The sequence below is a fragment of the Leclercia sp. UBA2479 genome (assembly GCF_002341985.1).
GTDB classification, from domain to species: Bacteria; Pseudomonadota; Gammaproteobacteria; order Enterobacterales; family Enterobacteriaceae; genus Enterobacter; species Enterobacter pneumoniae.
This window is the reverse complement of sequence record NZ_DDPB01000009.1, coordinates 417,176-430,443: the sequence shown is the minus strand read 5'-3', so window position 1 is coordinate 430,443 and position 13,268 is coordinate 417,176. Positions and strand designations below refer to the sequence as shown.

Below are 13,268 nucleotides of genomic sequence, written 5' to 3'. Positions count from 1 at the left end.
TGAAGGCTTCGCGGCGGAGACTTCATGTTATCTACTGAAAAGAAATCCCTGAATGAGTAATAAGACAGACGAGAACAGAAAAAAAATCACAGGAAGCGGGAAACATCCCGCGCACTGGAGTGGTGTCTTTGCCATGACGCTGTGTGTCTTCGCCCTGATCGCCTCCGAATTTATGCCGGTCAGCCTCCTGACACCGATGGCGCAGACCCTGCGTGTCACCGAAGGTATGGCCGGACAGGGCATCGCCATTTCAGGGGCATTTGCAGTGGTAACCAGCCTGTTTATTTCCGTGCTGGCAGGCACGCTTAACCGGAAAACGCTGCTGCTCGGCCTGACCTGCATTATGGCAATTTCCGGTGCCGTTATTGCGATGGCACCCAATTACCTGACCTACATGGCGGGCAGGGCCCTGATTGGCATTGTGGTCGGCGGGTTCTGGTCGATGTCGGCCGCGACGGCAATGCGTCTGGTCCCGGTGCATCGTGTTCCGCTGGCGCTGGCTATTTTCAACAGCGGCAATGCTCTGGCTACCGTCGTGGCTGCCCCTCTGGGCAGCTGGCTCGGATCGGTGGTTGGCTGGCGGGGGGCCTTCTTCTGCCTGGTGCCGGTCGCCATCATCGCGTTTGTCTGGCAATTACTCAGTCTGCCTTCCATGCCGGTCACCCGTCAGGCGGCGGCTTCCCGCAACGTATTCATGCTGTTTCGTCGCCGGGTGGTCACGCTGGGCATGCTGGGTGTGGGGATCTTCTTTATGGGGCAATTCACGCTCTTTACCTATATCAGGCCTTTCCTTGAGACGGTGACGCGGGTGGATGCTGCAACGGTGACACTTGTCCTGCTGGTTATTGGTGTCGCGGGTTTCATCGGCACTACCCTGATTGGTCGGGTGCTGAAACGCGGGTTCTACCCGACCCTGATGGCCATCCCGGTGTTGATGGCCATCACTGCGCTGGCACTGATTGCCTTCGGCAGTCATGTAGCCATCGTGACGGCACTGCTCGGGCTGTGGGGGCTGATTTCCACTGCCGCACCGGTGGGATGGTGGGCATGGGTTCCGCGTACCTTCCCGCAGAATGCCGAAGCGGGCGGCGGACTGATGGTGGCGATGGTGCAGCTGTCCATTGCCCTCGGTTCGACGGTGGGCGGCATGCTTTTCGACCATCACGGCTACCAGAGCACCTTCCTGGCCAGCGCCGCGATGCTGATTATCGCAACCGTACTGATCTTTCTGACCTCGCGGGCAGACACTTCTGCCGCAGACCATTCATAAACCCAGGAGTAATGCCATGACAGTTAAAGCTTACGGTGCCCATGCGGGCACACTGCCGCTGGAGCCGATGGATATCACCCGTCGCGCCCCCGGTGCCCATGATGTGCAGATTGATATCGCGTACTGCGGTGTCTGTCATTCGGATATCCACCAGGTACGCGCTGAATGGGCCGGAACGCTCTATCCCTGCGTTCCGGGACATGAAATTGTCGGTCGTGTAGTGGCCGTTGGCGATCACGTCTCCGGTTTTCGTGCCGGGGATCTGGTGGGGGTCGGCTGCATTGTTGACAGCTGCAGGCACTGCGGTGACTGTGACGACGGGCTGGAGAACTACTGCGACCATATGATGGGGACATACAATTTCCCGACGCCGGATGCACCGGGCCACACGCTGGGCGGATATTCGCAGCAGATTGTGGTGCATGAACGCTACGTCCTGCGCGTTACTCACCCGGAAGCGCAGCTGGCCGCCGTGGCACCGCTGCTGTGCGCGGGGATCACAACGTACTCCCCGCTACGTCACTGGCAGGCGGGTCCCGGCAAAAAGGTCGGGGTGGTCGGTATCGGCGGGCTGGGGCATATGGGGATCAAGCTGGCGCATGCCATGGGCGCGCATGTTGTAGCCTTTACCACGTCTGAGTCCAAACGAGACGCCGCAAAAGCGCTTGGTGCAGATGAAGTTGTGGTCTCCCGTCATGCCAGCGAAATGGAAGCCCATGCAAAGAGCTTCGATTTCATTCTCAACACCGTTGCTGCACCGCATAACCTCGACGTGTTCACCGCGCTGCTGAAACGCGACGGCACGATGACCCTGGTGGGTGCGCCGGCCACGCCGCATGACGCGCCAGAAGTGTTCAGCCTCATTATGAAGCGCAGGTCGATTGCCGGGTCGATGATTGGCGGCATTCCTGAAACGCAGGAGATGCTCGATTTCTGCGCTCAACACGGCATTGTCGCCGACATTGAGCTTATTCGAGCCGATCAGATTAACGACGCCTATGAGCGCATGCTCAGGGGTGATGTGCATTACCGGTTTGTCGTTGATAACGCCACCCTGGCTTAATAATAAGGAGACCATCATGAAAAAATTTACGTTAGCGCTGGGGCTGTTGATCAGTGCATTTGCTTCCTCAGCGGCGGATATGTCCCGTGGGGCCGATAATTTTTATAAAAGCGATAAGGTGACGCAGCAAAAAGTCACCTTTAAAAACGAGTATCAGATGGCCGTGGTCGGCAACCTGTTTATCCCGAAAACGATGGGCCAGAACACCCGACACCCGGCGATCGTCGTGGGTCATCCGATGGGAGCCGTTAAGGAACAGAGTTCAAATCTTTATGCGCAGAAGCTGGCGGAGCAGGGTTTTGTCACGCTGGCTATCGATCTCTCTTTCTGGGGAGAAAGCGAGGGCAAACCGGGGCACCTGATTTCACCGGAAATTTACACAGATGATTTCAGCGCTGCGGTTGATTATCTGAGCACACAGCCGTTTGTCGATCCGGATAACGTCGGTGTGCTGGGTATCTGCGGCAGCGGAAGTTTTGTTATCAGTGCCGCCAAGATTGACCCGCGTATGAAAGCCATTGCCACGGTCAGCATGTATGACATGGGGAGCGCGTTCCGTAATGGCCTTAATCATTCCCAGACGGGAGAACAACGTAAGGCCTTTATCCAGTCAGCCACTGAGCAACGGTTAGCCGAGTTTAAGGGCGGCGAGACGGCTTATATCCCTGGCACCGTGAACAAACTGGATGACTCCACACCGGATATTCAACGTGAGTTCTTTGATTTCTACCGCACAGAACGCGGCGGCTACACCCCGCAGGGTCAGAAAGAAGAACTGACGACGAAACCGATGCTGAGCAGTATTGGCAAGTTTATGAACTTCTATCCGTTCAACGATATTGAAACCATCTCTCCGCACCCGATGCTGTTTATTACCGGCGATCAGGCACACTCAAAAGAGTTCAGCGAGGATGCTTTCAAACGCGCCGGTCAGCCTAAAGAACTGTACATCGTACCGGGCGCAGGGCATGTCGATCTGTATGACCGTACCGACTTAATCCCTTTTGACAAGCTGACAGACTTTTTCCGTAAAAATCTGAAATAACGTGTTCAGTTAAGGAGCATCTGACATGAACTACAAACATCTTGGTCGTACCGGACTGCGGGTGAGCCGCATCGGTCTCGGTACCATGAATTTCGGTGAGCTGACGGATGAGTCGGCCAGCTTCAGGATCATGGATGAAGCCGTGGATGCAGGTATCAACTTTTTCGATACCGCTGACGTCTATGGCGGGCCGCAGTCACCGGATATGGCAAAGGGTTACGGAACATCCGAAGAAATCATCGGTAACTGGTTAGCGCGCAGTGGTCAGCGTGACCGGATAGTGCTGGCCACGAAAGTTTACCAGCCGATGGACACGGGGCCGAACGATAAATACCTGTCTGCCTACCATATCCGCCGGGCCTGTGAGGCCAGCCTGAAAAGACTGAAAACGGACCATATCGATCTCTATCAGATGCACCATATCGACCGGAACACGCCCTGGGAGGAGATATGGCAGGCCATGGAACAGCTGATCCGTGAGGGTAAAATCAGCTACGTGGGCAGCAGTAACTTTGCCGGCTGGGATATTGCCACTGCACAGTGCAAGGCTGACGCGCGCAACCTGCTGGGGCTGGCATCGGAACAGAGCCTGTACAATCTGACCCAGCGTACGGTTGAGCTGGAGGTCATTCCGGCGCTGCGTCATTACGGCATTGGCCTGATCCCATGGAGCCCGGTCGGGATGGGGATGCTGGGTGGCGTTCTGAAAAAAATTGCCGGTGGCCGCCGGGCAACACCGCAGCTGCAGGCACAAATCAACCGCCTGCGGCCGCAACTGGAGGCCTGGGAAACACTGTGTGATGAGCTGGGGGAAACGCCATCAGACGTCGCGCTGGCATGGCTGCTGCAGAACCCTGTGGTTAGCGCCGTGCTCAGTGGTCCGCGTACAGTTGAACAGCTCCGTCAGAATCTCAATGCCCTGACGCTTTCTCTTTCAGACGATACGCTAAAAAGGCTTGATACCATCTGGCCGGGACCAGGCGGAGAGGCACCTGAAGCTTACGCGTGGTAAACGGTTATCAGTGTTAACAATTACCGGCCTTCGGGTCGGTAATTACATTATTTCGGCGAAGTTTATTACCTGAAGATGATGTACTTTTCATCAATTCTTAGATGTCCTCTTTTCGTTCAAAGCGGACCTTCCATTTCCACCTGCCTTTTGCTTTTAATTCCTTCCTGCCGTATCTCGTTCGCCCTTCCATACGATTAATAAGTCCAGATCCGAGTTTAGCTTTTTCGGATCTCCTGAGAGGAGAAGAAGGATTGCTGCTGCATAATCACAAATTCAGGTTGATTATTGCGATTTGGAGATTATTGTCTTTCAGGAAGGTAAGGGCGCTGATTATTGCCCTGAGTGGATAAGTGATCCTAACGGCGGATCAGCGACGAAGCGATACTTATCATTTTCACCCTCAACGTCCAGCCTGGCATCAGGCATCGTGTCTGGTAAGTAAAGTCCGCTTTGTGCCAAAAGCGGACATCTGAACAGAACTAAACTTCAAGTCCCGTATGCATTCTATCAACCCTGTTGAAAATGACCGGCAACATCCGGTAAAAGGAAGCGAAACGGAGCCGATTTAAACCGATGACAGCGTGCTTTGCGGGCATTTTTCATCCTCCGCGCATTGACCCCATTTACGCTTCGTGTACAGTAAAAAGGCTTTTTGCTGGGACAGCTCTGACTGTGATCTGCCCGGCGGGCATTCGTGACCAGCGCTGAAAGCCTGTACAGCCGGTCTTTCTGGTTCCTTAAGGTGCATAAATACCTGTAAAGGAGTTAAAAAAATTATCATGCGTATTACGCCACCCTGAGTCGTACCCCTCTCTGTCGCACTGAGTAACCTCAGTCGCGCACTCAAAAACATCCCATCTGCGGATGTGCTTTTTCGTACATAAATTTTGCCCTCACGGGCTGACTGCATTCAAAAACTGAGAAACTACTATGTTGCTGTCCTCGACGCGTAAGGACTGGCTGGGTAACGTCCGTGGTGACGTCCTCGCCGGTATTGTGGTCGCGCTCGCGCTTATTCCTGAAGCGATCGCTTTTTCCATCATCGCTGGCGTAGATCCGCAGGTCGGTCTCTATTCCGCTTTCTGTATCCCCATCGTTATAGCCTTCTTTGGTGGCCGCACGGCGATGATTTCCTCCTCCACCGGTGCGATGGCGCTGCTGATGGTCACGCTGGTGAAAGACCACGGGTTGCAGTATTTACTCGCCGCCTCCGTACTGACCGGCGTGTTCCAGCTGATTGCTGGCTACCTGAAGCTCGGCAGCCTGATGCGCTATGTGTCACGCTCGGTGGTAACCGGCTTCGTGAATGCGCTGGCGATACTGATATTCATGGCGCAGCTGCCGGAACTCACCAACGTCACCTGGCACGTATATGCTCTTACCGCTGCCGGCCTTGGTATCATATATCTCTTCCCGTACCTGAATAAAACCATCCCCTCACCCCTGGTCTGCATCATCGTGCTGACCGCCATTTCCATTTGGCTGCACCTTGACGTGCGCACCGTGGGCGATATGGGCAAATTGCCGGACAGCCTACCGGTATTCCTCATTCCTGACATCCCGCTTAACCTCGACACGCTGCTGATTATTTTGCCGTATTCCGCCGGGCTTGCCGTGGTGGGGCTGCTGGAGTCGATGATGACCGCTACCATCGTGGACGACATGACCGACACGCCGAGCGACAAGAACCGCGAGTGTAAGGCGCAGGGTATTGCCAATATCTGCACCTCGTTCATCGGCGGCATGGCGGGTTGCGCCATGATTGGCCAGTCGGTGATTAACGTGAAGTCCGGCGGACGCGGGCGTCTTTCCACGCTGACCGCCGGCGTGGTGCTGCTCTGTCTCATTATCTTCCTGCGCCAGTGGGTTTCGCAGATACCGATGGCGGCGCTGGTTGCGGTGATGATTATGGTCTCCATAGGTACCTTCTCCTGGCGCTCCATCAGCAACCTGCGATCCCATCCTCTGTCAACCAGTGTGGTGATGCTGGCAACCGTGGTGGTGGTGGTGGCCACGCATAACCTGGCATTTGGCGTGCTGACCGGCGTGCTGATTGCCTCGCTGAACTTCGCCACCAAGGTCGCCCGCTTCATGGCAGTTTCCTCTGAGCTGAAGGGCGATACTCGTACTTACACCGTGACCGGCCAGGTCTTCTTTGCCTCGTCTGACCGGTTTACCAGCCACTTCGACTTCCGCGAGGCGCTGGATCGCGTGGTGATCGACGTGACGCACGCCCACTTCTGGGACATTACGTCGGTCAGCGCGCTGGACCGCATCGTGATCAAGTTCCGCCGCGAGGGCACGGAGGTGGAAATCAGGGGTATGAACGACGCAACCCGGACCCTCGTTGACCGCTTTGGCGTGCATGACAAACCCGAAGAAGTTGAGAAGCTGATGGGCGGCCATTAATTCACAGGAGAATTCAACATGAATAACACCGTTATTGCCTGCGTGGACGGCTCGCCGTCAACCCGCCCGGTCTGTGAGTATGCGGCTTGGGCGGCCGGTAAGCTGGACGTGCCGCTTGCCCTGATGCACGTGCTGGAAAAAAATGATCCTCCCGCCGTGTCCGACCTGACCGGCACCATTGGCATCGACAGCCGGGAGCAGCTGACTGAAGAGCTAGTCCGCCTCGAAGGCGAGCGCAGTCGCCTGCTGATGGCACAGGGAAAGGCCTTGCTGACTGATTGTGCGGCGCTGCTGAAGCAGGCCGGACAGCCGGAGGCCCGGCTGATGCAAAAGCACGGCGCGCTGGATGAGATTCTGGCAGAGCTGGGCGATATCCGCCTGATGGTGCTGGGCCGCAGAGGCTCCCGGAATCCGGTTGGCAGTCACCTGGAAAGCGTCATCCGGTTGCAGAAGCGGCCGGTGCTGGTCGTGCCGGAAACCTTTTCGACGCCGTCACGGGTCATGTTTGCGTATGACGGCAGTGAGGCGAGCCGGGAAAACCTGATGCGCCTGACCGTTAGCCCGCTGCTGAGCGGCCTGACCTGTCATCTGGTCATGGTTAACGGCGAAGCGTCGACGCTGCAGGATGCGCAAGCGATCCTGCAGGATGCTGGGATCGTCACGGCAGCCCAGCTACTGAAGGATAAATCTGTCACCGGCGCGTTATGCCGGTATGCCGATGAGAATGGCATCGACCTGACGGTGATGGGGGCTTATGGCCATTCACAGCTGCGCCGGTTCTTTATCGGCAGCCACACCACAGAGATGCTGTCAGAAAGTCGTCAGGCTCTGCTGATGCTGCGATGAAGCGCACGGGCCTGACTTTCAGGCCCGTTATCCGAACGTCCGCTTTTCGCTCAAAGCGGACCTTGGGTTTCCACCGGCATTTTGCGCTGAACCACCCCCTGTAATTGAATTTCATTTCTCTCAGAGAAGATAATAAACAAAATTAAATTTCACATATGTTTAACTTATTTTGATTGCCCGTTGTTGCAATAGTCGCTTACTTAAAAATTCATTTCTTGTAACAAAACACCATGGATATAATTAACTGGTTGTTTTTAGACATAATCTTTCCCATTGCGGACTTTTCTTTGTAAAGAAAAAGCACATCCTGTGTAAATTTAATATTGTGTTTGTGATAGTTTTGTAAATTACAATGTGAGTTCTATTGTTTTATTTGGCTTAAGGGTTTGAGAGATTGTGTTTAATAAACCAACAACCAGGCGTAAGTTTTTATTAGGCGCTCTGGTAGCACTACCAGTTACGACACTAATTGCAAAAGGTCTTACGGCAGCACAGGCGGCTGAAATGGCAGCTCCTGAACTATCAGACTATAACCCCATCTTTTTTTCAGCAAATGAATGGCAATTTATTCTTGCTGCGACAGACCGGCTAATTCCAGCGGGTGGAGCAGGCAAAGCGCCAGGCGCGCTTGAGACCAATGTTCCTATTTTTATCGATCAGCAGTTGCACGGCGATTTTGGTCGAGAAATTTATATGCAGGGTCCCTTCAGCCCGAATGCCCCGGCGTCTATGGGGTATCAGATTCCGTTCTATCCGCAGAATATCTACCATCGCGGCATTGAGCTGACCGAGCAGTGGTGTCAGCAACATTTCAATAAACCCTTCCATGCGTTAACGACGGAACAAAAAGACGACGTCCTGACGAAACTGCAAAAGAATGAGGTTGATTTTGCTGGCCTTGGCGAAAGCAATATGCACGCCTCCCACTTCTTCAGCCAGCTGCTCTCCGATACCAAACACGGTTACCTCGCCGACCCTATGTATGGCGGGAACAAAGGAATGAAGGCCTGGATAGCCATCGGCTTCCCCGGGGCCCGCGCCAGCTATCTGGAGTGGGTTAAACAGCACAACATTCCTTATCCTCTCGGTCCCGTGAGCATCAAAGGCGAACGCGCCTGAAGGGCAAAAATCAAACGTATCTGAGACAGAGTTATCATGGCACAAATCACAAAAAAAGAAGTTGACGTCGTCGTCTGCGGCCTCGGCTGGGCCGGTTCGTTGATGAGTATTGAACTGGCGATGGCGGGTCTGACCGTCAGAGCGCTTGAGAAGGGGCCCGATCGTAGCTATGACGAGTTCGCCTACCCAAAGCCTGCAGATGAATATGCCTACGCGGTGCGTAACCGTGTAATGACCACCCCTGCGGAGTCGGCGGTCACCGTCCGTTACACCATGAATGATACCGCGCTGCCGACGCGAAAATGGGGTGCATTCGTCCCGGGCGGCGGCGTGGGAGGTTCTGGTCTGCACTGGACGGGAGTACTGATTCGCCCTACACCTACTGATATCAAGCTGAAAACCTACGCCGATCAAGCCTATCCGCCTGGCGTGCTTCAGAATGATATGCGGGTCATGGACTTCCCCTTCAGCTGGGACGAAATAGAGCCTTATTTCGACAAGTTTGAGCGCATTTGCGGTCAGTCCGGCAACACCGGTAACCTGCGTGGCCAGATCCTTGAAGGGGGCGACCCGTTTGAAGGTCCGCGCTCCGCGCCTTACCCTCTGCCAGCACTGGAAGACACGCTTAATAACGTGATGTTTGCAGAAGCGGCTAAAAAGCTTGGCTATCATCCCTTCCCGAACCCCTCTGCAGCGGTCTCCCGCGCCTGGAAGAACCCCTACGGTAACCAAATTGCGCCGTGCAACTACTGCGGCTACTGCAGTAAGTATCCCTGCCTGAACTACTCAAAAGCGTCACCGCAAACCGCCGTGATGGACGCGCTCAAGCGCATGGAAAACTTCTCCTATGAAGTGAATGCCAATGTCCTCAAAGTGGTGCTGCACGACGATAAAAAGACGGCGAAAGGGGTCATTTATATTGATGAGCAGGGCAACGAATGCTTCCAGCCTGCAAAAATTGTGGTGCTGAGCAGCTTCCAGCTCTACAACGTACACCTGATGCTGCTCTCCGGTATCGGTAAACCTTATAACCCGATCACCGAAGAGGGGGTGGTTGGCCGTAACTACGCCTTCCTGTCAAACGGCGGTGCCACGCTGTTCTTTAAGGATAAGCACTTTAACCCGTTTGTGGCCGCAGGCCCGACAGGCCAGATGTTTAATGACATCTCTCCGGGTAACTTCGACGGTCCGGGGCTCGGTATCCTTGGCGGAGCGAAAATTCACAGTTCGCAGGCAACCGGCACACCAATTGGTACCGCGTTGCCGAAAGGCACGCCGAGCTGGGGCACAGGCTGGAAAGAGGGGCTTGAAGAGTGGTATGGACACTCCATGAAGGTCAGCATTACCACAACCTGTATGTCCTATCGCGATGTCTATCTGGATCTCGATCCCACCTATACCAATGAACACGGGCAACCACTGCTGCGCCTCACCTTTAACTGGAAACAGAATGAGCTGAAGCTTCAGCAGTACCTTAAAGGCATCGTTGGCGATCTGGTTAACGAACTGAAACCGGACAGCTCCAGCATGAGCTTCCTGCCGATGGATGCCAATTTCGATCTGACCAAATATGTCTCTACCCATAACGTGGGCGGTGCCGTAATGGGGGACGATCCTAAAACCTCTGCCCTGAATAAATATCTGCAGAGCTGGGACGTGCATAACGTGTTCGTGCCCGGAGGAAATGCCTTCCCGCAGAACTTCCAGGCTAACCCGACGGATACCATTGGCGCAATTACGCTGATGTCCGCTCAGGCGATTAAAGAACAGTATCTGAAAAACCCAGGCCCATTGGTACAGGTATAAGTCATGAAGCTCTTGAACAAAAAACGCGTTTTCTTCCTTAATGCTGCACTGGCGTTCAGCGCGCTCTCCTTCCAGGCGCAGGCCCAGGACGATGTTTCGCTGATCAAAAAAGGGGAATATCTGGCGCGTCTCGGCGACTGCATGGCCTGCCATACCGTGAAAGGTAAGCCGGACTACGCCGGCGGGCTGGCAATCGAGTCTGATTTAGGCACGATTTATTCAACCAATATCACCCCGGATAAAGAGCACGGTATCGGTAATTATACCGAGGAACAGTTTGCCAACGCGGTGCGTAAAGGCGTTTTGCCTGATGGCACCCGTCTGTACCCGGCGATGCCATATCCGGATTATGCAAAAATCACCGACGAGGATATTCACGCCCTTTATGCCTATTTTATGCAGGGCGTTAAGGCCAGCAGCGAACAACCTGCGGAAACGGATCTCTCTTTTCCGTTTAACCAGCGCTGGGGAATGCGTTTCTGGAATCTGTTCTTTACGTCGGACAAACCCTTCCAGCCCATTGGCGGCGCCTCTGAACAGGTTAACCGCGGGGCCTATATTGTGGAGAGTCTGGGACATTGCGGCAGCTGCCATACCCCGCGCGGCATTGGCATGCAGGAAAAAGCCCTCGACAGCAGCGAAGCGAAGTTCCTGGCGGGCGGAAATCTGAACGGTTGGGAAGTGCCTTCCCTGCGCGGACTGCCGCGCTGGAGCAACGAGGAAATTGTCGACTACCTCGAGACCGGGCGTAACGACAAAGCCGCGGTGGGTGGCGAGATGACTGCCGTTATCGAGCACAGTACTTCCCATATGACCCGTGACGATTTGCAGGCGGTGGCGGCCTATCTTAAGTTCCTCGGCGGAAACCCGGGGCTGGAGAAAGGCGATGAGCAAGCCCGGCAGAAAACCGAGGCGAAGCTGACTGCGGGACGCAATCTGACCGAAGGGGAGCGCCTCTATATCGACAACTGCGGCGCCTGCCACTTTGTCAGCGGTAAGGGCGCGCCGGGGGCTTTCCCCGAGCTGGATCAGGCTACCATTGTTAATGCTGAAGATCCTGGCGCGCTGATCCACACTATCCTTGCGGGCGCGCAGCTCCCGTCAACCGCGAAGGCGCCTTCAGAGCTGGCCATGCCTGGCTTTGCAAACCGCCTCAGCGATGACGAAGTCGCTAAGCTGGCAACCTTTATTCGTCAAGGGTGGAGTAACAATGCTTCCGCCGTCAGCGAAAAACAGGTGTCAGAGGTGCGTGAAAAGCTGCATACCGATAAGTAAACACCCTGCTGATAGCTTTAGCTATCAGCATTTTTTTGTGGTGTATCACCCCCGATCGCAGCAGATGACTCCAGTCTGTTCCGATCGGGTGTGCGCTTCAGTTTTGATCTTTTCAGGAATACAAAAATACTATGATCGAAGCAGATTCTCTCGCTTTTAGCTTTGATGACAGAGTGCTGTTTCATGCATTTTCTCTCCGGCTGAAAAAGGGCGAATTCGTTCAGATTGCCGGGGAGAATGGAGCGGGAAAAACCACGCTGCTGCGTATCCTCTGCGGCCTCGCGCGGCCAGAAAGCGGAGGGGTTTTCTGGGACGGTCAGCCCATAACCCGGGTGCGGGATGCCTATCATCGCCAGCTGTTATGGCTCGGCCACAAGCCGGGCATCAAGCAGGCGCTAACCGCCGATGAAAATCTTGGCTTCTTTTTTCCTCGCCTCTCGCAGCAAGAGCGTGCGGCGGCGCTGGCCGAAGTCGGCCTGGCTGGCTATGAAGATATTCCCCTGGGACAGCTTTCGGCCGGGCAACAGCGTCGGGTCGCCCTGACGCGCCTGTGGCTCACGTCCGCCAGCCTCTGGATCCTCGATGAACCTTTTACCGCGCTTGATGCTTCGGCGATTGAGGTATTAACCCGCCGGCTTGAAGAGCATGTCCTGACGGGCGGGAGCGTTATCCTGACGACACACCAGCCCCTGCGAACGCTGCGCTGTCCACAAAGAGTAATACGGCTGGCAGGTGACGCGGAGGTAGTGCCGTGATGCCCTTACTGATACGCGAGCTGCGTCTGGCCTGGCGCAACGGCGCTGGGATCCTCAATCCGCTTTGGTTCTTTTTAATCGTCATTACGCTGTTCCCGTTTGGCGTGGGCACCGATCCGCAAATGCTGGCGCAGATCGCGCCGGGAGTGGTATGGGTTGCAGCGCTGCTGGCGGCCTTGCTGGTGATGGATCGGATGTTCCGCGACGACTGGCTGGATGGTTCGCTGGAGCAGATGCTACTGCTGCCGACGCCGCTGGTTGCCGTGGTGCTGGTTAAAATTATTGCCCACTGGCTGATGACCGGATTACCGCTGATGATCGTGTCGCCGCTGGCCGCGCTGCTGCTGGGGATGAACGTTCATGATGCGGTCGTGCTGGCGTTAACCCTGCTGCTGGGCACGCCGACGCTGAGCTTTCTTGGGGCGATCGGCGTCGGGCTGACGGTGGGCCTTAAGCGTGGCGGGGTATTGCTGAGCCTGCTGGTGCTGCCGCTGGCGGTGCCGGTACTTATTTTTGGCACGGCGGCGGTGCAGGCTGCCGCTCAGGGGCTACCGGTCTCCGGTTACATGGCGATTCTTGGGGCTTTCCTGACGGCCAGCGCCACCCTGTGCCCATTCGCAACGGCCGCCGCGCTGCGGTTAACGGTTCAATAATTTCCGCGCCTTCTG

11 protein-coding genes are annotated in these 13,268 nt (G+C 55.4%); all 11 read left to right on the top strand.

The window, feature by feature from the left end; translation table 11 throughout:
* Nucleotides 1-52 precede the first annotated feature (52 nt).
* The 11 genes from B3B59_RS11735 (at nucleotide 53) to ccmB (ending at nucleotide 13,253) form a co-directional block, all read left to right on the top strand.
* Nucleotides 53-1,270: an MFS transporter gene (locus B3B59_RS11735; RefSeq protein WP_286809053.1), complete on the top strand. Its 1,218-nt coding sequence runs from the start codon at nucleotides 53-55 to the stop codon at nucleotides 1,268-1,270.
* A 16-nt stretch (nucleotides 1,271-1,286) separates the two neighbouring features.
* Nucleotides 1,287-2,333, top strand: coding sequence for an NAD(P)-dependent alcohol dehydrogenase (locus B3B59_RS11730; RefSeq protein WP_212475829.1), 1,047 nt, complete (start codon nucleotides 1,287-1,289; stop codon nucleotides 2,331-2,333).
* Nucleotides 2,334-2,349: 16 nt separating this feature from the next.
* Nucleotides 2,350-3,378, top strand: coding sequence for an alpha/beta hydrolase (locus B3B59_RS11725; RefSeq protein ID WP_286809052.1), 1,029 nt, complete (start codon nucleotides 2,350-2,352; stop codon nucleotides 3,376-3,378).
* 25 nt (nucleotides 3,379-3,403) lie between these two features.
* The gene (locus B3B59_RS11720) at nucleotides 3,404-4,390 is read left to right on the top strand and encodes an aldo/keto reductase (protein WP_212475831.1); all 987 of its coding nucleotides are present in this window, start codon (nucleotides 3,404-3,406) and stop codon (nucleotides 4,388-4,390) included.
* A 930-nt stretch (nucleotides 4,391-5,320) separates the two neighbouring features.
* Nucleotides 5,321-6,799, top strand: a complete 1,479-nt coding sequence (locus tag B3B59_RS11715; RefSeq protein ID WP_286809051.1) for a SulP family inorganic anion transporter — start codon at nucleotides 5,321-5,323, stop codon at nucleotides 6,797-6,799.
* A gap of 18 nt (nucleotides 6,800-6,817) precedes the next feature.
* Nucleotides 6,818-7,645, top strand: a complete 828-nt coding sequence (locus B3B59_RS11710; protein WP_212475835.1) for a universal stress protein — start codon at nucleotides 6,818-6,820, stop codon at nucleotides 7,643-7,645.
* A 393-nt stretch (nucleotides 7,646-8,038) separates the two neighbouring features.
* Nucleotides 8,039-8,764 carry a gluconate 2-dehydrogenase subunit 3 family protein gene (locus tag B3B59_RS11705; protein ID WP_046885285.1) on the top strand — a complete coding sequence of 242 codons (726 nt, stop codon included), beginning with the start codon at nucleotides 8,039-8,041 and terminating at the stop codon, nucleotides 8,762-8,764.
* A gap of 36 nt (nucleotides 8,765-8,800) precedes the next feature.
* Nucleotides 8,801-10,570, top strand: coding sequence for a GMC family oxidoreductase (locus B3B59_RS11700; protein ID WP_212475837.1), 1,770 nt, complete (start codon nucleotides 8,801-8,803; stop codon nucleotides 10,568-10,570).
* Nucleotides 10,571-10,582: 12 nt separating this feature from the next.
* Complete coding sequence (locus B3B59_RS11695) at nucleotides 10,583-11,845, top strand: c-type cytochrome (RefSeq protein WP_286809518.1); 1,263 nt, start codon at nucleotides 10,583-10,585, stop codon at nucleotides 11,843-11,845.
* Nucleotides 11,846-11,976: 131 nt separating this feature from the next.
* Complete coding sequence (gene ccmA, locus B3B59_RS11690; protein WP_046885287.1) at nucleotides 11,977-12,600, top strand: cytochrome c biogenesis heme-transporting ATPase CcmA; 624 nt, start codon at nucleotides 11,977-11,979, stop codon at nucleotides 12,598-12,600.
* Complete coding sequence (ccmB, locus tag B3B59_RS11685) at nucleotides 12,600-13,253, top strand: heme exporter protein CcmB (RefSeq protein WP_286809050.1); 654 nt, start codon at nucleotides 12,600-12,602, stop codon at nucleotides 13,251-13,253. The genes ccmA and ccmB overlap by 1 nt, the downstream gene beginning before the upstream one ends.
* The last annotated feature ends 15 nt before the right edge of the window (nucleotides 13,254-13,268 follow it).

Bases quoted from the DNA above. Each gene is read 5' to 3' on its own strand.
- B3B59_RS11710 (WP_212475835.1), top strand. From the start codon at position 6,818: ATGAATAACACCGTTATTGCCTGCGTGGACGGCTCGCCGTCAACCCGC.
- B3B59_RS11730 (WP_212475829.1), top strand. From the start codon at position 1,287: ATGACAGTTAAAGCTTACGGTGCCCATGCGGGCACACTGCCGCTGGAG.
- ccmB (WP_286809050.1), top strand. From the start codon at position 12,600: ATGCCCTTACTGATACGCGAGCTGCGTCTGGCCTGGCGCAACGGCGCT.
- B3B59_RS11725 (WP_286809052.1), top strand. From the start codon at position 2,350: ATGAAAAAATTTACGTTAGCGCTGGGGCTGTTGATCAGTGCATTTGCT.
- B3B59_RS11720 (WP_212475831.1), top strand. From the start codon at position 3,404: ATGAACTACAAACATCTTGGTCGTACCGGACTGCGGGTGAGCCGCATC.
- B3B59_RS11700 (WP_212475837.1), top strand. From the start codon at position 8,801: ATGGCACAAATCACAAAAAAAGAAGTTGACGTCGTCGTCTGCGGCCTC.
- B3B59_RS11735 (WP_286809053.1), top strand. From the start codon at position 53: ATGAGTAATAAGACAGACGAGAACAGAAAAAAAATCACAGGAAGCGGG.
- ccmA (WP_046885287.1), top strand. From the start codon at position 11,977: ATGATCGAAGCAGATTCTCTCGCTTTTAGCTTTGATGACAGAGTGCTG.
- B3B59_RS11715 (WP_286809051.1), top strand. From the start codon at position 5,321: ATGTTGCTGTCCTCGACGCGTAAGGACTGGCTGGGTAACGTCCGTGGT.